17 protein-coding genes, 2 pseudogenes and 1 riboswitch are annotated in these 18,541 nt (G+C 37.2%); of the genes and pseudogenes, 16 read left to right on the top strand and 3 right to left on the bottom strand.

Features of this window, described 5'->3' with window-relative positions; all coding sequences use genetic code 11:
• Window positions 1–76 precede the first annotated feature (76 nt).
• Window positions 77–640 (top strand): NADPH-dependent FMN reductase, encoded by a 564-nt coding sequence (locus tag AMD00_RS15965; protein ID WP_053417982.1) that lies wholly within the window; start codon window positions 77–79, stop codon window positions 638–640.
• A gap of 60 nt (window positions 641–700) precedes the next feature.
• Here the strand turns inward: AMD00_RS15965 and AMD00_RS24320 are convergent.
• Window positions 701–817 (bottom strand): annotated as a pseudogene (locus AMD00_RS24320) (heavy metal-binding domain-containing protein); the annotation flags it as partial.
• Between the two features lie 165 nt (window positions 818–982).
• Between AMD00_RS24320 and AMD00_RS15960 the strand changes: the two are divergent.
• The 6 genes from AMD00_RS15960 to AMD00_RS15935 all read left to right on the top strand — a co-directional run bounded on the left by AMD00_RS15960 (window position 983) and on the right by AMD00_RS15935 (window position 7,357).
• Entirely contained in the window at window positions 983–1,576 is a 594-nt protein-coding gene (locus AMD00_RS15960; RefSeq protein ID WP_169786368.1) for a TetR/AcrR family transcriptional regulator, read from the top strand.
• A 16-nt stretch (window positions 1,577–1,592) separates the two neighbouring features.
• Entirely contained in the window at window positions 1,593–3,776 is a 2,184-nt protein-coding gene (locus AMD00_RS15955) for a DNA topoisomerase III (RefSeq protein WP_053417980.1), read from the top strand.
• Between the two features lie 120 nt (window positions 3,777–3,896).
• On the top strand, window positions 3,897–4,547 hold the full coding sequence (locus AMD00_RS15950) for a hypothetical protein (RefSeq protein ID WP_053417979.1): 651 nt from the start codon (window positions 3,897–3,899) through the stop codon (window positions 4,545–4,547).
• A 14-nt stretch (window positions 4,548–4,561) separates the two neighbouring features.
• Window positions 4,562–5,047 (top strand): Cys-tRNA(Pro) deacylase, encoded by a 486-nt coding sequence (gene ybaK, locus AMD00_RS15945; RefSeq protein ID WP_053417978.1) that lies wholly within the window; start codon window positions 4,562–4,564, stop codon window positions 5,045–5,047.
• Window positions 5,048–5,171: 124 nt separating this feature from the next.
• Complete coding sequence (locus AMD00_RS15940) at window positions 5,172–5,813, top strand: YczE/YyaS/YitT family protein (protein ID WP_227751970.1); 642 nt, start codon at window positions 5,172–5,174, stop codon at window positions 5,811–5,813.
• 344 nt (window positions 5,814–6,157) lie between these two features.
• The gene (locus AMD00_RS15935; protein WP_193738274.1) at window positions 6,158–7,357 is read left to right on the top strand and encodes a glycine C-acetyltransferase; all 1,200 of its coding nucleotides are present in this window, start codon (window positions 6,158–6,160) and stop codon (window positions 7,355–7,357) included.
• A 101-nt stretch (window positions 7,358–7,458) separates the two neighbouring features.
• Here AMD00_RS15935 and AMD00_RS15930 read toward each other — a convergent pair whose 3' ends face one another.
• Window positions 7,459–8,622: a pyridoxal phosphate-dependent aminotransferase gene (locus tag AMD00_RS15930; RefSeq protein WP_053417975.1), complete on the bottom strand. Its 1,164-nt coding sequence runs from the start codon at window positions 8,620–8,622 to the stop codon at window positions 7,459–7,461.
• Between the two features lie 180 nt (window positions 8,623–8,802).
• Between AMD00_RS15930 and AMD00_RS15925 the strand changes: the two genes are divergently transcribed.
• The 7 genes from AMD00_RS15925 to AMD00_RS15895 all read left to right on the top strand — a co-directional run bounded on the left by AMD00_RS15925 (window position 8,803) and on the right by AMD00_RS15895 (window position 15,763).
• Window positions 8,803–9,591, top strand: coding sequence for a carbon-nitrogen family hydrolase (locus tag AMD00_RS15925; protein ID WP_053417974.1), 789 nt, complete (start codon window positions 8,803–8,805; stop codon window positions 9,589–9,591).
• A gap of 79 nt (window positions 9,592–9,670) precedes the next feature.
• Window positions 9,671–9,775: riboswitch (SAM riboswitch) on the top strand.
• A gap of 118 nt (window positions 9,776–9,893) precedes the next feature.
• Window positions 9,894–10,907: a methionine ABC transporter ATP-binding protein gene (locus AMD00_RS15920; protein ID WP_053417973.1), complete on the top strand. Its 1,014-nt coding sequence runs from the start codon at window positions 9,894–9,896 to the stop codon at window positions 10,905–10,907.
• Window positions 10,897–11,568 (top strand): methionine ABC transporter permease, encoded by a 672-nt coding sequence (locus AMD00_RS15915; RefSeq protein ID WP_053417972.1) that lies wholly within the window; start codon window positions 10,897–10,899, stop codon window positions 11,566–11,568. The genes AMD00_RS15920 and AMD00_RS15915 overlap by 11 nt, the downstream gene beginning before the upstream one ends.
• Before the next feature lie 16 nt (window positions 11,569–11,584).
• Window positions 11,585–12,403, top strand: coding sequence for a MetQ/NlpA family ABC transporter substrate-binding protein (locus tag AMD00_RS15910; protein ID WP_053417971.1), 819 nt, complete (start codon window positions 11,585–11,587; stop codon window positions 12,401–12,403).
• Window positions 12,404–13,011: 608 nt separating this feature from the next.
• A complete protein-coding gene (locus AMD00_RS15905) occupies window positions 13,012–14,268 on the top strand; it encodes a Y-family DNA polymerase (protein WP_053417970.1) in 1,257 nt (418 codons plus the stop codon).
• Between the two features lie 283 nt (window positions 14,269–14,551).
• Entirely contained in the window at window positions 14,552–14,893 is a 342-nt protein-coding gene (locus AMD00_RS15900; RefSeq protein WP_053417969.1) for a YolD-like family protein, read from the top strand.
• Between the two features lie 420 nt (window positions 14,894–15,313).
• Window positions 15,314–15,763 (top strand): RDD family protein, encoded by a 450-nt coding sequence (locus AMD00_RS15895; RefSeq protein WP_053417968.1) that lies wholly within the window; start codon window positions 15,314–15,316, stop codon window positions 15,761–15,763.
• Between the two features lie 281 nt (window positions 15,764–16,044).
• Here the strand turns inward: AMD00_RS15895 and AMD00_RS15890 are convergent, their stop codons facing one another.
• Entirely contained in the window at window positions 16,045–16,362 is a 318-nt protein-coding gene (locus tag AMD00_RS15890) for a hypothetical protein (protein WP_053417967.1), read from the bottom strand.
• 568 nt (window positions 16,363–16,930) lie between these two features.
• On the opposite strand from AMD00_RS15890, the gene AMD00_RS15880 reads away from it, so the two are divergent.
• Both AMD00_RS15880 and AMD00_RS24030 read left to right on the top strand, forming a co-directional pair.
• Window positions 16,931–17,878 carry an L-threonine 3-dehydrogenase gene (locus tag AMD00_RS15880; RefSeq protein WP_053417965.1) on the top strand — a complete coding sequence of 316 codons (948 nt, stop codon included), beginning with the start codon at window positions 16,931–16,933 and terminating at the stop codon, window positions 17,876–17,878.
• A 481-nt stretch (window positions 17,879–18,359) separates the two neighbouring features.
• Window positions 18,360–18,528 (top strand): annotated as a pseudogene (locus tag AMD00_RS24030) (acyl-CoA dehydrogenase family protein); the annotation flags it as partial.
• Window positions 18,529–18,541: the final 13 nt, after the last annotated feature.

Here is an 18,541-nt window from a genome sequence, read left to right as displayed (position 1 = left end):
TTGTGCTTGTCACCTTATATAACGAATCTGCATTTGTTACAATAACGATAGGAATTTTGAATTGGAGGTAACATCTATGAAGATCTTACTAGTAGACGGTACAATTATCGGAAGAAAAACGGGTGCAATTTTAAAACAGATAGAGACATATATTAAAGAATTTGATGGTAGCCTAGAGCTAGAATTATTACATCTAGCAGACTTCGAACATCAATTTGTAGATGGCCGTCCATTTGATCAATATAATACTGATATGAAAACACTTGTGAAAAAATTCGAAGAAGCTGACGGTTATATTTTAGCTACACCTATTTTCCAAGGATCAATTCCAGGCGTATTAAAAAACGCATTTGATTTTCTACACCCTAAAGCTTTGCGCTACAAACCGGTTTCAATTGTAGCCAATGGTGGTACACAACAACATCACCTAGTTGTAGAAAACCAACTAAAACCAATCCTCGACTATTTCCGTGCACTCGTAACTCCAAACTACGTATACACACATGCTAGTCACTTTGATAAAGATAACAACATTATCGATGAAAATGTTCTTGAACGATTACAAGAATTAGTACGAGTATTCGGGAAATACTGCGAATTAAGTAATGATCTTCCTAAAGAACCTATCGACCAACATTAAAAGGAGTGGCTTTTGCCACTCCTTTTTAGTTTGTAGAAATTTTACTGATGTACTATATGCTCACACATTGACCGTTGCATCTTCAAGTGCTGTTTTTGTCATAACAGTATACGATTTAATTTCCCCACCCATAGTGCCTTTTAAAGAATCAAGAATATCACGACCAATATTTTGGGAATTACAATTACCCCCTCTATTGCAGTAATCACTTCAATTTTTTTCGGTAAATTGTTCAATTGTTGTAATAAGCAATTTAAATTCTTCTTTACATAAAAATAATACAGTTGTATTAATAAAATAATACAACTGTATTAAAAAGGTCGGATGTGTTATGATTGGGTTATGGAAAAGATAAATAAGTTTGAAGCACAAAGGGAAAAAATTGCTCAAGCAACATGGGCAGTTATTCTAAGAGATGGACTGGAAAATGCGAGTGTGCGTAATGTTGCACAAGAGGCAAATCTTTCTGTCGGCTCTTTAAGGCACTATTTTTCAACGCAAAGTGATCTTCTAATTTACTCGATGGAATTAATTCAAAAAAAAACGGATGAACGAATTGAAGCGATGCGTTTATTTGGTAACGGTCCTTCAACAGAAGATATACTAGAAGTCTTACGTCAATTTTTGCCGTTAGATGCAGAAAGAAAATTAGAAATGGAGGTTTGGCTATCGTTTTCATCTAAAGCATTAGCAGATGAAGCCATTCGGGCAAAATGTCAGGAGCTTTTAGAAAACTCCTATCAAAGGTTGAGAACGATGCTTGAATTACTAATATTCTTAAAAGAGGCAAGAGGAGATTTGGATATTGATGTAGAAGTTGTTCGATTATATGGTCTCCTTGAAGGGATGTCATATCATTGCATCATGCTACCAGATAAATTTACGCCTGAAATCATTAATCATGTATTACATGAACATTTACAAACGTTAAAATAAGGAGATAAGAATTTATATGGGAAAAAGCTTAGTCTTAGCAGAAAAACCATCTGTTGCACGTGATATAGCGCGTGTTTTAGGATGTACGAAAAAAGGTAATGGCTTTCTAGAGGGGCCTCAATATATTGTTACTTGGGCACTCGGCCATTTAGTAACTCATGCTGATCCAGAACAGTACGATCAGAAGTTCAAAGAGTGGAAGATGGAAGATTTACCGATATTACCGAATCCTTTCAAACTAGTACCAATTCGTCAAACAACAAAACAATACAATGCAGTGAAAGCACAATTAATGCGTCAAGACGTCAATCAGATTATTATTGCAACAGATGCGGGGCGTGAAGGGGAGCTAGTAGCTCGATGGATATTAGAAAAAGCGAAATGTCGTAAACCAGTTAAACGTTTATGGATTTCATCAGTGACGGATAAAGCTATTAAAGATGGCTTCAAAAACTTAAAAGACGGTCGTTCTTATGAACATTTATATGAAGCAGCTGTAGCACGTGCAGAAGCTGACTGGGTAGTTGGCATTAATGCGACACGTGCTTTAACAGTAAAATATAATGCTCAATTATCAACAGGTCGTGTACAAACACCTACTCTTGCAATGATTGCAGAACGTGAACAACAAATTAAAAACTTTAAGCCAAAAACGTATTATGGCTTACAAGCTCATACAAACGATACAAAATTTACTTGGTTTGACCGCCAAAATAATCAATCTCAATCTTTCCAAAAGGAAAAAATTGAACAGTTATTAAAAACATTAGATGCTGTAACTGAAGGGGTTATTCAAGATATCCAAACGTCTCCAAAACGTCAATCTGCCCCAGCGTTATTTGATTTGACTGAGCTACAAAAAGAGGCACATAAGCGTTGGAGTTGGTCTGCAAAAGAAACACTTTCAACACTTCAAAATCTTTATGAGCGCCATAAAATTGTTACTTATCCACGTACAGATTCTAAACATTTAACTGATGATATGAAGAGTACATTAAAAGATCGTATTAAAGCATCGGCTGTGGGGGATAATCGAGCTGCAGCAAACCTTTTACTACGTAACAATTCTGTGCAACCACAAAAAGGTGTTATTGATAATGCAAAAGTATCTGATCACCATGCCATTATTCCAACTGAGGAAGTGGCTATTTTACAAGATCTATCTGATAAAGAACGTCGTCTATATGATTTAATTGTCAAACGTTTCTTAGCTGTTTTCTTTGGACCATTCCAATATGATCAAACAACAGTTTCGCTAGCTGTTGGCAATGAAGTATTTAAAGTAAAAGGCCGTACAATTCGTGATGAAGGTTGGAAACGAGTTTACCAGCAAGATGATGATGACGACACAGATGAACGCTCACTACCAAGCTACAATAAAGGTGATAAAATCGCTATCCGTGCCATTGCAATGACACAAGGTGATACAAAACCACCAGCTTACTTCAATGAAGGTACTTTACTAGCGGCGATGGAGAATCCAGCACAATTTATGAGTGGTGAGTCGAAGGACTTAATTAAAACGTTAAATGAAACAGGCGGTATCGGCACTGTAGCAACGCGTGCAGATATCATTGAGAAGTTATTTAATTCATTTTTAATTGAGAAAAAAGGTAAGGACCTACATGCTACTTCTAAAGGTCGTCAGCTTTTAGAATTAGTACCGTCGGATTTAAAATCACCTGCTTTAACTGCAGAGTGGGAACAACAATTAACGAGAATTGCAAAAGGTTCAGCAAAAAAATCGGATTTCATTAACGATATGGTTAATTTCTCTAAAAAAGCTGTTAGTGATATTAAGAAGAGCGATCAAAAATTCAAGCATGATAATGTTACAGGGAAAAGATGTCCGGATTGCGGGAAATTATTGCTTGAGGTAAATGGTAAACGTGGTAAAATGCTTGTTTGCCAAGATCGAGCTTGTGGTCACAAGAAGAAAGTTTCAATGGTGACCAATGCACGTTGTCCAGTTTGTCATAAGAAATTGGAGCTTCGTGGTGAAGGAGAAGGACGCATTTTCGTTTGTTCATGTGGCCATCGTGAAAAATTATCTGTATTTGAGAAACGTAAGAAAGAAACTGGTAATACAAAAGTTTCCAAAAAAGAAGTTCAAAAATACATGAAAAAACAAGATGATCAACCACAAAACAATGCAATGGCAGAGGCTCTAAAGAAACTTTTAGGAACAAAAGATGAATAGATGGGTACTTTTTACCAATAAGATATTGTAAATATTTGAGAACAACGACCTTTTGAATTTTCTGATAACGGTGTTAAAATAGGTTTTAACTATAATGGTATTAGAAAAGAGGTGATTTGCATGAAATTAGCTGCTCTATTAAACAATCAGTATACAGACATTGAAAATCGTAAACGAGCTCTTAGGCAAAAGAATGCTGGTGATGCATATCGTAAAACAGCTCAGTATTTCCAACCAAAGTCGAATCCAGCTTTGGAAGAGCTAATGGACTTGCTAACGGGTAAAAAGGAAAAACAACGCCAGCCGCAAGTCCAAGCTGCTATTCGTGAGCTTCAACAAAAGGACCAGGAGTTCCGTGCTAAAGCAAAAGATAACATGGAACAGACATTGCCATTAGTTGAGACCTCAGAAGCAGTTAGTCAGGATAATGAGGATAAGCGTTCTTCTATTGGTACTATGCGCGAAAAAACAATTGAAGTATTGAGAGTTCACCACTCGGCATTAGAACCAATGAGACAAGATGTACGTGTTACTGAAGGCGAAAATGAGATAATCCAGCAAACTCGTGATCAAATCACCGAAGTAAAACAACAAGTTACAACAGAAGATTCTACTAATCAATTTGGGCAAGTAACAAATTCAACACAAACGTTAGAGCAAAAGCTTAAACAGCGTCTATTTGATCAAGCAATTTCTCGCTATTCATATCATGTACAGATGGCGAAATCAGGATTTAGAGTGACGCAGCCTAGCTTTTATCGTATTGCTTAGGAGAAGTGAATGTTTTGGCTAAAAATGCAAAAGTACAAAAAACAAATGCAGTGCGCTTATTGGACCAAAAAAAAGTCCCATACTCACTGACAGAATATGAAATCACAGACGGTCAAGTTGATGGTATTACAGTTGCAGGTAAAATTGGTCAACCTGTCGAGAGTGTGTATAAAACGCTCATGTCTACAGCTGGTAAAGGAAAGTTTTACGTTTTCGTCATTCCAGTAGCTGCAGAGCTTAATCTAAAGGCTGCTGCAAAAGCTGTTGGGGAAAAGAAGATAGAGATGCTACCTGTCAAAGATTTATTGCCAACTACAGGTTATATTAGAGGCGGCTGTTCGCCTCTTGGTATGAAAAAGTTATTTCCAACCTTCATAGATGAATCAGCAAAAACAATTGACCATATCTTTGTTAGTGCAGGGAAAATAGGCATGCAAATATGTATCCAACCGGCTGATTTAGCGAAAATCATAAATGCGAAATTTGCAGCTATTATATAAATCTAGGACAGTTTTATTTAAAATAGGAACGAATTTTGTTATAATAGTTTAGTTATCATTGAAAAGCCACTTTATGCTTCTTGCGTAGAGGGCTTTTCATTTTTCTGTAGAAAGAAGGATTCTTGTGAATAAAATAAATAGTTGGCGCTGGGGATTTTTCATGATGGGACTTATCGTCATTGCACTCGGTGTTTCGTTAACAATTAAAGGACAAACCTTTGGGGTAGGCTCATGGGATGTACTGCATATAGGTCTATTCAAAAATTTCGGTTTTTCCATTGGTAGTTGGTCAATCATTACTGGCCTTATTATTATTGGTGTTACAGCAATTGGAACTCGTCAATTACCGAAGATAGGAACCTTTATCAATATGGTGTGTATCGGTATTTTTATTGATTTTTTCAACTGGTTATTACCTGATGTCGATCATTTAGCCCTACAATTTTTTAGCTTCCTTATCGGTATTATTTTAATTGGTTTAGGTGGCGGAATGTACATTTCAGCAAATCTTGGAGCTGGTCCTCGTGATAGCTTGATGCTTTTAGCTGTAGACAAACTGGGTTTAAGCATTACTAAAGCCCGTACAATTATGGAAATTGCAGTTGCTGTAGCAGGGTGGTTACTTGGCGGTCCTGTTGGTCTTGGTACTGTACTTATGGCATTTGGTCTTGGTCCAATTGTTCAATTTTCGCTTGCATATAGCCGCAAATTATTGTTGAAATGTATTGGTGAAGAACAAGTAACATTTTCAGAGTTAACGAAATAAATAGAGAGTGAGTAGACAATTGTCTACTTACTTTTTTAGTACTATAGAATAAGAGAGTGAGTTATAACGAGGGAATTTTAATGGAAATCTATTTTTATTAATACAACTGATGTGTGGAGAAGAAGTTATGAATGCCGGTATTACTTATTAGAATGTACTATTTTCACTAAGAAAATATCGAAAATTAAGTATTCTAATTTTTCTGAGTGTACAACTGTGTTTCTTGTGAGGACAGTATGTCTAGTAATTTCAATGAATATCATCTTGTTGTTTGTTATAGTTCTTTTCAGATGTACAAATAACGGTGAAAGTATGCTACAATATTTTTATCGAAAATCGAAAGGATGATATTCTTGTCAAACGTACTGAACACATTCGTAGACGACAACTTGCAACAACTGCGCGACCAAGGCTTATACAATGAAATAGATCCAGTAGAAGGCCCGAACGGTTCAGTTATTCAAGTGCGTGGCAAAAATTTGGTCAACCTATCTTCAAATAACTATCTTGGCTTAGCAACAAATGATAAATTAAAGAAAATTGCTCAAGAAGCAATCGAAAAATACGGCGTAGGTGCTGGTGCAGTCCGTACGATCAATGGTACACTCGATCTTCATGTTAAATTAGAAGAAAAACTAGCAGAATTTAAAGGTACGGAAGCAGCCATTTCATATCAATCAGGATTCAACTGTAATATGGCAGCTATTTCTGCTGTTATGGACAAAAATGATGCTATCCTTTCTGATCAACTAAATCACGCATCAATTATAGATGGTTGTCGCTTATCAAAAGCAAAAATTATTGCTTTTAATCACTCTGACATGGATGATTTACGTGCTAAAGCAAAAGCAGCAACTGAATCAGGACTATACAATAAAGTAATGGTCATCACTGATGGCGTGTTTTCAATGGATGGAGACATCGCAAAACTTCCTGAAATCGTAGAAATTGCGAAAGAATTTGATCTTATTACATATGTGGATGATGCTCATGGATCAGGTGTAACAGGTAAAGGGAAAGGTACTGTGAAGCACTTCGGTTTAGAAAAAGAAATCGACTTCCAAATCGGTACACTGTCTAAAGCAATTGGTGTAGTAGGTGGTTACGTAGCGGGTAAGAAGAACTTAATTGATTGGTTAAAAGTACGTTCTCGCCCATTTTTATTCTCAACAGCGCTACCACCAGGTGATGTTGCTGCAATCACTGCAGCTGTCCAAATGTTAATTGATTCAACAGAACTTTGCGATAAACTGTGGGAAAATGGCGATTATTTAAAAGCGGGTCTGAAAAAACTTGGATTTAACATTGGTGCATCTGAAACACCGATTACACCGTGTATCATCGGTGACGAAAAACTAACTCAAGCCTTTTCTGCTCGTCTCTTTGAAGAAGGCGTATATGCTAAATCAATTGTCTTCCCAACTGTACCTAAAGGCACTGGACGTGTACGTAATATGCCAACTGCCGCACATACAAAAGAAATGTTAGACGAAGCTTTAGCGTCTTATGAAAAAGTAGGTAAAGAGCTAGGCGTAATTTCATAATATAAAAAATGCTCAGCGCTATGTGCTGGGCATTTTTATTAGGGAACCCATGCCACTGAAAATCCACTTATGGATAAGGTGGTTTTTTAATGTATAAACACTTAAAATAAATTTAGTTTTGAGATACGTGTTATTGCTTCATGAAGTCTGTCTTCATCAACAAGCAGGCCAACACGTACGTACCCTTCGCCGTATTCACCAAAACCATTACCCGCAGCAACTGCTACATCAGCCTGTTCTAGCAATAAATCAGCAAATGCTTCACTCGTATATCCTTCTGGTACAGGAAGCCATGCAAAGAATGAACCTTTTGGTGCTGTCACCGCCCAGCCAATACGATCGCAAGCGACTTTTAATGCGTTCCGGCGGCTTTCATACATAGCCACTAACTCAGTTACACATTCTTGTGAACTAGTAAGTGCTGCAATACCAGCCTCTTGTACAGCAGGGAATAGGCTGACAAATAAATGGTCTTGTACTAAATTTAATGCTTCAATTAGCTTCGCGTTACCAACTGCAAAGCCGACCCGCCAACCGGCCATATTATACGTTTTCGATAAAGTATACAACTCAACCCCAACATCTTTAGCACCTGCAGCTTGTAAAAAGCTCACTGGTTTTTCGCCATCGAATCCAATTGCTCCATATGCAAAGTCATGCATAACTGCAATATCGTGATCTTTCGCAAACTGCACAGTTTCATCGAAAAATGATAAATTAGCAACAGCACCAGTTGGGTTATTTGGATAATTTAAATACATTAATTTTGCACGAGCTTTTACCTCATCTGACACAGTTGTGTAATCGGGTAGGAAGTCGTTTTCCGCTAGTAATGGAATTGTATCGAACTTGACATCAGCTAGTGCTACGCCTGACCAATAGTCCGGATAACCAGGGTCTGGGAGTAGCATTGAATCACCAGGGTTCATAATAGCTATAGGTAATTCGACTACACCAATTTTTGTGCCAAAAAGTATGGCTACTTCCGTATTTGCATCGATTTCAACGCCGTATTCTCGCGCATAAAATTCAGCAATTGCTTCCTTGAATTCTGGCAAGCCACGAAATGGAGAGTATTTATGAGTTTGCGGATTAATAACAGCTTCCTGCATAGCTTTTATAATATGAGGTGGTGTTGGTTGGTCTGGGTTTCCTTGGCCTAAATTGATGACATCTCTACCTTCCGCGACTGCGGCACCTACTTTTTGTACTAAAGTTGCGAAAAACTGCTTTGGCAACTGTTGTAATCTCGTTGAAAATTCCATCTTCGAACAAACCCCCTTGAATTATTTTCTTTAATATCTTGTTATCCACAAAATCTTTCTTCTAAATACACTATACACAACAACTACTTTGTGGATAAAATAGACGTATGTATAAAATAGTCGCAATAATAAGAGAAATATTATAACCTTTTTAAGAAAATGTCTACAGGTGGTGGAGTTATGAAAATTGCATGTATACAGTTAAATGTTGCCTTCGGGGACATCGAAAAAAATTTTACAAACGTCGAAAAGTTTATCAGGGAGGCCGCTGATAAGGGGGCGGAACTCGCAATTCTTCCTGAAATGTGGAATTCTAGCTATGCTTTAGAGAAATTAGAAGACCTTGCAGATCCGAACGGGGAACGCACGAAGAATTTTCTACAAAATCTTTCAGAAGAATTACAAATTCATATTGTTGGTGGCTCGGTATCAACAAAAAAAGATGGAAAATTCTACAATACAATGTACGTATATAACAATAAAGGGAAGCTTGTCAGCGAATATGATAAAGCGCATCTTTTCCGTCTAATGGACGAGCATTTGTATTTATCAGCTGGCGATAAGCAAAATAACTTTGAACTGGGCGATATTCCAGCAGCTGGTGTTATTTGTTACGATATTCGTTTTCCGGAGTGGTTACGTCTTCATGCGTTGAACGGAGCGAAAGTAATTTTCGTTTCTGCACAATGGCCAACGCCACGTATTGATCATTGGAAAACGTTATTACAAGCACGCGCAATTGAAAGCCAGTGTTTTGTTATTGCAGTAAATAGAATTAGCCATAAAAAACAGAATTTCAACGGTCAATCGATGGTTATTGAACCTTGGGGTGAAGTGTTATGGACTGGTGGAGAAGATGAAGAAATGGCGATTATCGATGTCGATTTCTCTATAGTGGATGAAATTCGCCAACGAATCCCGGTATATGATGATCGTCGCCCTGAATTATATAAAGATATTTTGAAATAATACAAAATTTCAAAAAAGTGTTTGACATCTACATTATTTCACAGTAATATTTAGTTCATAACTTACAAACGAATATTGAACTTTATCTAGAGAGACCGAGGGATAGGCCCTATGACGTCCGGCAACCCCCTGAAAAGGGAAGGTGCCAATTCCTACAGAATGAGTACATTCTGGAAGATAAATCGCCAATTTACATTTACGATGCTTCTTTCAGATAACCGAAAGAAGCATTTTTTAATACAGTAAATTCCAAGTATTTCTATAGAAGTTACATAATTTAAACAGATTTGAGGGGATACAATATGCTCGAGATTCAGAATCTTACAAAAGTATATAAAACCAAAAAGGGTACGGTAACGGGCGTAGACAACGTATCGTTGACGATCGATAAAGGTGAAGTCTTCGGTATTGTTGGTTACTCTGGAGCAGGAAAAAGCTCACTGCTACGTTGTATCAATTTACTAGAGCGACCAACGAGTGGAAGTATCATCGTAAATGGCCAAGATTTAACGAGATTAAAAGGTGAACAACTTCGTAAAGCGCGTTTGAAAATCGGTATGATCTTCCAGCACTTTTACTTAATCAGTCAAAAAACGGTTGGCGAAAATATCGAATTTGCTTTAAAAGCAGCGGCTACACCACCAAAGCAGATTAAGGCCCGTGTAAAAGAACTGCTTGAAATGGTCGGTTTATCGGAGAAAATCGATGTTTATCCAGCGCAGTTAAGTGGTGGTCAAAAGCAACGTGTCGGTATTGCTCGTGCACTTGCAAACAATCCATCCGTACTACTTTGTGATGAAGCAACATCAGCACTTGACCCAAAAACAACGGTTTCCATTTTACGCTTACTAAAAAAGATCAATCGTGAGTTGAATATTACAATTATCCTTATCACACATGAAATGGATGTTGTGAAAGAAATTTGTGATCGTATGGTTATTATGCAAGATGGAAGAGTCATTGAAGAAGGAGAAGTTTACGATGTTTTTGCAAATCCGGTTGAGCCATTAACTCAAGAATTTATTAGTAGCGTTGTATCATTTGAATTACCGCCAACGATTCTTAAAGGTGTGACAGGGGAAATTGTGAAAGTACTATTCAAAGGGGATGTAGCTGGTGAGGGCGTCATTTCAGATATGATTCAAAACTTTGAAGTACGTGGTAATTTCTTGCACGGCACAATTGAATATATTCAGGAAAAACCGCTTGGTATTTTCCTAATGGAGCTACAAGGTCAACCAGATAATGTAGGGAGAGCTATTTCTTATATGGAGGGGCGCGGTGCGTTTGTGGAGGTGATTAACGATGCTATTTGATTTTGAACATTTTATTAGTATGCTTCCAGACATTTGGAAAGCATTTGGTGAAACGTTACTGATGATTGGTATTTCACTTAGTATTTCACTAATTATCGGTTTACCACTTGGTATTATTCTATTTGTTACAAGCAAAGGTTTATTTTTACGTAATCGTTTTTTTAATGGGGTTTTAGGGTTTATCGTCAATCTAGTTCGTTCCGTTCCGTATATCATTCTATTAGTAGCGTTGTTCCCGCTAACAAAAATACTGGTTGGAGATACAATTGGTCCCGTAGCGGCGAGTGTTTCATTATCTGTAGCAGCCATTCCATTCTTTGCGAGACTTGTAGAAACGTCTATGCGTGAAGTTGATAAAGGTGTCATCGAAGCATCAATAGCTGTCGGTGCAACACCGTGGATGATCATACGAGATGTACTATTACCTGAGGCGAAATCGGGTATTATTCAAGGGGTGACAATGACGATTATTAGTTTAGTAGCATATTCCGCAATGGCTGGTATTGTCGGCGGTGGCGGAATTGGTGACTTGGCTATCCGTTTTGGTTATTACCGCTATGACAACACAATTATGATTGCGACAGTTGTCATTTTAATTGTTATCGTCCAAATTATTCAACTTTCAGGCGATGCCATTTCAAAAGCAATTGATAAACGATAAAAGGGGAGAATTGAAAATGAAAAAGTTTTTACTAGCAGCGTTATTATTCGTATTAGCAACAGCTTTAGTTGCATGTGGTAACAAAGATGAAAGCAAACCAAAGGATTCAAAAGACATTAAAATTGGCGCAACTGCAGGACCATATAGTGACATGTTAAATAAAGCAATCATCCCGCAATTAGAGAAAAAAGGCTATAAAGTAAAAACGGTTGAATTCAGTGACTATGTACAACCAAACAAAGCATTAGATTCTGGTGATATCGATGCAAACCTTTTCCAACACTCAATTTATCTTCAAAACTTTAATGAACAGAACAAAATGAATTTAGCTGGTCTAATTAACGTGCCAACTGCACCAATGGGCTTCTTTGCAAAAGATTTTAAATCAATTGATGATATTAAAGACGGTGCAAAAGTAGCGATTGCTAACGATCCATCAAATGCGGCACGTACATTATTAGCATTACAAGAACAAGGTCTTATCAAAATTGACCCTAACATCGAAGAGCTAAAAGCGTCTGAAAAAGACGTTGTTGAAAATCCTAAAAACTTAGTGTTCCAACCAATCGAAGCAGCGGGTCTACCTCGTGCAATCGAAAGTGCTGACCTTGTTGGTGTCCCAGGAAACTTCGCGCTTGCAGCAGGACTTAAATTACAAGATGCACTATTCTTAGAAAACATGCCTGATAAATTCCGTAATGTTATTGCAGTTAAGGAAGAAAACAAAGATTCACAACTAGCAAAAGATATCTTAGAAATCGTTAAATCAGAAGAATTCGAAAAAACTATCGATGAAGAATTCAAAGGCTTCGGTAAACCTGACTGGATGAAATAAATGCTGAAGTGGCCCGTTTAGACTGGACAAGCACTGGAACCTTCGAATTGAAAACGTACTTTCAGTTTTCAACCGAGAAGGAGGAAGTGACCTCGAGAGTCTGGCCACTGAAGCTGGATATCTAAATAAATGCTGAAGGCGCTCGTTTAGCTGTGAGGTTGTTGGAAGGCGGAAGCCAAAGTCGCTTTTTGACTTTGAGTGCCCGACAGAAACAACCCGAACAGCTAGCGCCTGAAGCTGGATATCTAAGTAAATGCTGAAGGCGCTCGTTAAGTGGAAGATAGCCTAAGTTCGCCACGTCCTGTGCAACGGCTACCTGACCAACATCCTGTTGGCCCGACAGGCGTTGGAGGGCTCGAACACAAGACGCTTTTTGTCTTGTGTCGAGAGACCGAAACGACCCGAGAGTCTAGCGCCTGAAGCTGGATAACTGAGTACGATGGCATTTATCTAAAAGGACTACTGCACACTTAAAAGTGTGCAGTAGTCTTTTTTATTATGAAATCCTCCTAATTGAAAGTAAATCCTCAATTCCTTATATTCCCACTTGCCATCTCACTCATCTCAATTTAAAATAAGAACAAATGTTCTCTATTGGAGGATAGGTTATGTACGAAAACATGCCAAGGCGATCAATTATGTGTATTGATATGCGTTGCTTCTATGCAAGTTGTATTGCAACGTTAGAGCATTTAGATGTGATGAAGACGCCAATTGCGGTAGTTGGTAACTTCAATCAAAAGGGAAGTATCGTGCTAGCGGCATCGCCAATGATGAAAAAACGTTTCCAAGTAAAAACTGGCACACGCCTTTATGAAATTCCGAAGCATCCGGATATTCGGCTATTTGAACCTAAAATGGACTTCTTCATCCGCGTTTCAATGGAAATTACACGCCTACTCAACAGTTACGTCCCAAAGGAAGCTATCCATATTTATAGTGTTGATGAAAGCTTTATTGATTTAACGGGAACAGAAAAATTATGGGGACCAGTTGAACAAACTGCGCAGAAGATACAACGAGATATTTACAACCAGTTTGGAATTCCAAGTGCCGTCGGTATGGGGCCTAATATGTTGTTATCAAAGCTAGCGCTTGATTTAGAAGCGAAAAAAACAGGCTTTGCTAAATGGGGATATGAAGATGTGGAAGAAAAGTTATGGCCTACATCACCACTCTCTAAGATGTGGGGTATTGGGCGACAGACAGAACGCTCGCTTAATCATATGGGGATTTTTTCAGTAGGGGATTTAGCAAAAGCAGATTTAAAAACACTAGAGGCTCGTTTTGGTATTATGGGTAATCAGCTTTATCATCATGCGTGGGGAATTGATCTTTCTGAACTTGGCGAACCAATAATTGAAGGGCAAATCAGTTATGGTAAAGGCCAAATTTTAATGCGTGACTATAACAAAAAGGAAGAAGTGCTTGCAGTTATTTTGGAGATGTGTGAAGACATCGCAAGACGTGCGCGCGAAGCATTTAAGGTAGGGCGTACCATTTCACTTGGGCTCTCCTACAGCAAAAATGCATTTGGTGGAGGTTTTCATCGTTCGCGCACAATTGATGAACCAACAAATGAAACGATGAAAATTTATCAAATCTGCCAGCAGTTACTCGATGAACATTATATAGAAGATAGGCCCGTACGCCAGCTTACGATTAGTATTACAAAGCTTGAATCTGAACGTTCAATGCAACTTAGTTTGTTCGACACTGACCGCTTTCGCCGTCGTAAGCTCGGAGCTACCATGGATCAACTGCGCTCTCGCTATGGCCCGGCTGCACTTTTACGTGCGGTCTCTTATACAGAAGCTGGCACTGCTGTCTCACGTTCAAAATTATTAGGAGGTCACAAAAAATAAAGTGGTGTATATTTATTCAATATCCATTTTATTGCTATACACTATTTGAATAATTGTTGTATAACGATGCAGAGTGATAATGTTTTTTGAATATGTGGATAACTAAGTGTCATCTGCAAATAGGTCTAGTTATGCACAACTTATGCACTAAATACACAGGTTGAAGCAATTTGCATAAAAGACTGACGTAATATTGAATACGAAGAAAATAATTTAAAGTATGTTTTAGTGTGTTCTTTAATATCATGTCGCACAAAATATAATGGAAAAGCAGGTGTTTTAGATGATTCGTGACAGAGGCAGTGTTAAATGGGTTTCGATGATGCTACCAGAACATGTGCAACAAATTAGAGCGTGGAAACATGAATCAGAAGAAGAATTGCCAAATGAATTGACTGAATGGGAATTAGAAGAACTGCAACAGACTATCCAATTCGCGTATGACCAAAAATTAATTGTTACGCTTAAAACTATGGTTGAACATAATTTAAGTCACTATACAGGTATTATTACGGTTCTTAAGACATCCACTCGTGAGCTATCATTAGAAACAGATACAACCATTCGGCACATACCACTTGATGCTATTTACAGAGCGCAATTAGAAAATAATTATTGTGATTAATCTCTAAAAGGATCAATTACATTAGAAGGTCTCTATACCGATGTATAGAGGCTTTTATTGTTATATAAAAAACAATGATATCAGTCACGTTTTCCAGAAATTGCTTTTAATAATGGAGGTGTAATCAGTGTCGTGACAATTACGACAATAATCATTGCTGTGTAATATTAGATAGGGAATAAATTACTTTCAAGTCTCATGGCATTACAGGTGTTGGTCTTTAATTCATTGGGTGATTTCTTTTTAGAACTCATATAAACTCCCCTGAAACATAGGAATGTAATAAGGGTTTTGTGCGAAGAAAATGAATTTATTGTACTGGGATTTCACGTGTAATCTTCTAAGAAGCAAATGCTCAGCATGTGAAAATGATGTAATGATGGCGACATAAATTAATAAAAGAGAAAGGGGAAAGTGGAAGTGAATTATGGAGGATTTTGGATCCGTTTCTTAGCGACAATTATTGATAGCGCTGTCGTTATGGTGGCGACAGCGCTAATTGGAGTCGTTTTAAAAGTTCCAAAAGGTGTCATATCGGAAATGATATTTGGTGATGAACTATATCTATCGACTTACCCTTTATATAGCTGGATTCTCATTATCGTAGGCATATTATATTTCGTTGGACTACCAGCAACGACATGGAGAGGTACCGTCGGAAAAAAAGTACTAGGCATAGAAATTGTTGATGCGAATGGTGATACAATCTCTATTTTCCGTAGCATTATTCGAAATATTGCTCGAATCTTTAGTGGACTTCTACTCTGTCTTGGCTACATAATCGCCGCATTCCACCCGCAAAAACGAGCTCTGCATGATTTGGTTGCAAATACTTATGTAGTTAATGTTAAAAGAGTGAATGAATCGTAATACAGAGTCTTTAGTGTTATTTGGTAAATAGGTTTATACATGGAGTGGCTAAGTAAGGTTATTTGGCAGATATGAGGGGAAAGCTAAATGATTTAAATCTTAAAAGTCATGCGAAAAAAGTGGAGTTTACATTAATTAAAGAGATAGAGATGGTCTCAACAAAAACAAATAAATTTTAAAAAAATGTATAAAACCTTCTCGAAATGCCCAATACTATACCAACTCCCCATTGGAATGTAAAAATTCCATCCTTAAAAAACCACCCTCCCCCGGGTGGTTTTTTATTTTGCCTCTAATCTTTCCTTCATTTCTTTGAAAGAATAAAACAATAAATATTTTTGTAGCCCTCTTGATTTTGTGACAGCTGCATGTGCTTCTTTTTCGAATGTCTGGAAATCTTGCTGTTCATAGGCGATTAATCCATCAATAGCGTGTGGCATCCATTCCTTTTTAAGGTTTGGGATGAGTACTTTTGCTGCCTCAAAATTGCTGAGTAAAGTTTCGATATATGCGATAGTGTAGCTGCGAATAGGTTCTTTTTGAAGTTGTTTTGCTTCTACTAAAGCAATTTCGAAATCTTTGTCCAGAGTAGCTAGCAAAGAGCAATAATTGTGTTGTGCATCCTATTGTTTATAACTAGATAGTATTTTTTGTACGCTTAATTTTTGCTCTGTTACGGTTTCGTGTGCAACTGCGTATGGGTAAGCAAATACGGGTTTTGTTTTATGCTTTGTTATAAAGCGGTCCATTTTACTGATGTTGTTAGACCAAATTAAAGTGTTGCAGTATGGGAACATTGTGAGAGCGAAGACATACATAAATAGTAGGAGAAAGACTACGACTATGGGCAAGTCCATTAAAAGGAGAAATGTACAGCTGATGATGGCGACCAAATAAATCAAAATTAGTTTAAATAAATGCATCGATTCCACTCCTATTGTTTATTATAAAATAAACAATATATAATTGTATCTTAAACGAACTGTCCTTTGTGCAAAAACGATTATTGTGTTTTAGAAATATACATTGTATAATCGAATTATTAAAAACATTGATAAATCAACGTATTTTCGTTATTATTTGTGTTCTCTAGAAATACATTTGTAATCTCTAGGTGAATGTTCTTTCTGAAAATACAAATGTTTATTGGGTGAGGAGGATTTTAAAATGAAAAAAATTATGATAACCGGTGCGTGCGGTCAAATAGGGTCAGAGTTAGTATCTAAGCTGCGCGAAACATATGGAACGGAAAATGTTTTAGCAACAGATATTCGCAAACCAGCTACACAAAAGGGACCTTTTGAAACACTAGATGTTATGGATGCTGAGCGCATGAATGATATGGCGAAGGATTTTGGAGCAGACACTTTAATGCACATGGCTGCATTATTATCGGCAACTGCAGAAGCTAAACCGTTATTTGCTTGGAATTTGAATATGGGTGGACTTGTTAATGCTTTAGAAGTTGCACGTGAACAAAATCTGCAGTTTTTCACACCGAGTTCAATCGGTGCATTTGGACCTTCTACACCCAAAAACAATACGCCGCAAGATACGTTACAACGTCCTACTACAATGTATGGTGTAAACAAAGTAGCGGGTGAACTATTATGTGATTACTATTACCAACGCTTTGGTGTAGATACTCGCGGAGTACGTTTCCCAGGTTTAATTTCTTACGCAACTCCTCCTGGTGGCGGTACAACAGATTATGCAGTTGATATATACTATAAAGCCATTTCTGAAGGTAAGTATACTTCTTATATCGCACAGGGCTCATATATGGATATGATGTATATGCCAGACGCGTTGCAAGCTATTGTAGATTTGATGGAAGCAGATCCTGCGAAGTTGATACATCGCAATGCGTTCAATGTAACGGCTATGAGTTTTGAGCCTGAAGAAATTGCGGCTTCAATCCGCAAACATATCCCTAATTTTAAAATGGCTTATGAAGTGGACCCAGTACGTCAAGCCATTGCAGATAGTTGGCCAAATTCTATTGATGCAAGTGCTGCACAAGAGGAATGGGGCTTTAAAGCAAAATACGACTTAGATGCAATGACAGCAGATATGTTAAAAAAGTTACAAGAGAAAGAAACTAAAACTGCTTAATGAATATGCAATAAAAAAACCGTACCTTCTAATTGAAGGTACGGTTTTTTTATTGGTGAAGATAAGTATTTTAATAGATAGAACTGCATATTGTAATGAGATGATAGATTTAAGGATATTCTCTTTTAATTAATATTTTTTCTCGAAAATGATTCATTTTAATAGTTTTATAAGAGCGCTTACATGTATAATTGTGTAAAGTGTATTTATTTGAAAAGTTTGATTATTTATATTCTTGAAAAGATAATCTATGGATTTGACTACTCTATTAGTATTAAATAGCATCATGAAATTTTGGATGCTACAAAAATTGACTTGTCAGATGAAAAACGAGGGAATCGCCTTAGGTATTATCAAGTCAAAGGATAATCGAACTTTAAGTGAGCAATGTATTAAAGCTTCAATAGTAAGAAGGGTAGAGGTAAATAAGATTCCGAAGAAAGTTTTATACACACAAGTGTTACCCCACAATGCTTCTAGGAAAATACAGGGTGGTTATGTTTATATGGAGGTAAAAGGTTGATAAATGCTTCCGAGACAGCCCAGTAGCCTCTATTTACGCAGGTACAAATGAAGTCATGAAAATGATTATTGCAAAGCATATCGGTTATAAGCATTTGTTTTTAAATAAAATCATATTACTTAATTAAGGGGAGTTGGATG

It is taken from the genome of Viridibacillus arvi (assembly GCF_001274945.1).
Classification (GTDB): Bacteria; Bacillota; Bacilli; order Bacillales_A; family Planococcaceae; genus Viridibacillus; species Viridibacillus arvi.
Note: the sequence above shows the minus strand (reverse complement) of the source record. Positions and strands in the feature narration are given on the sequence as shown.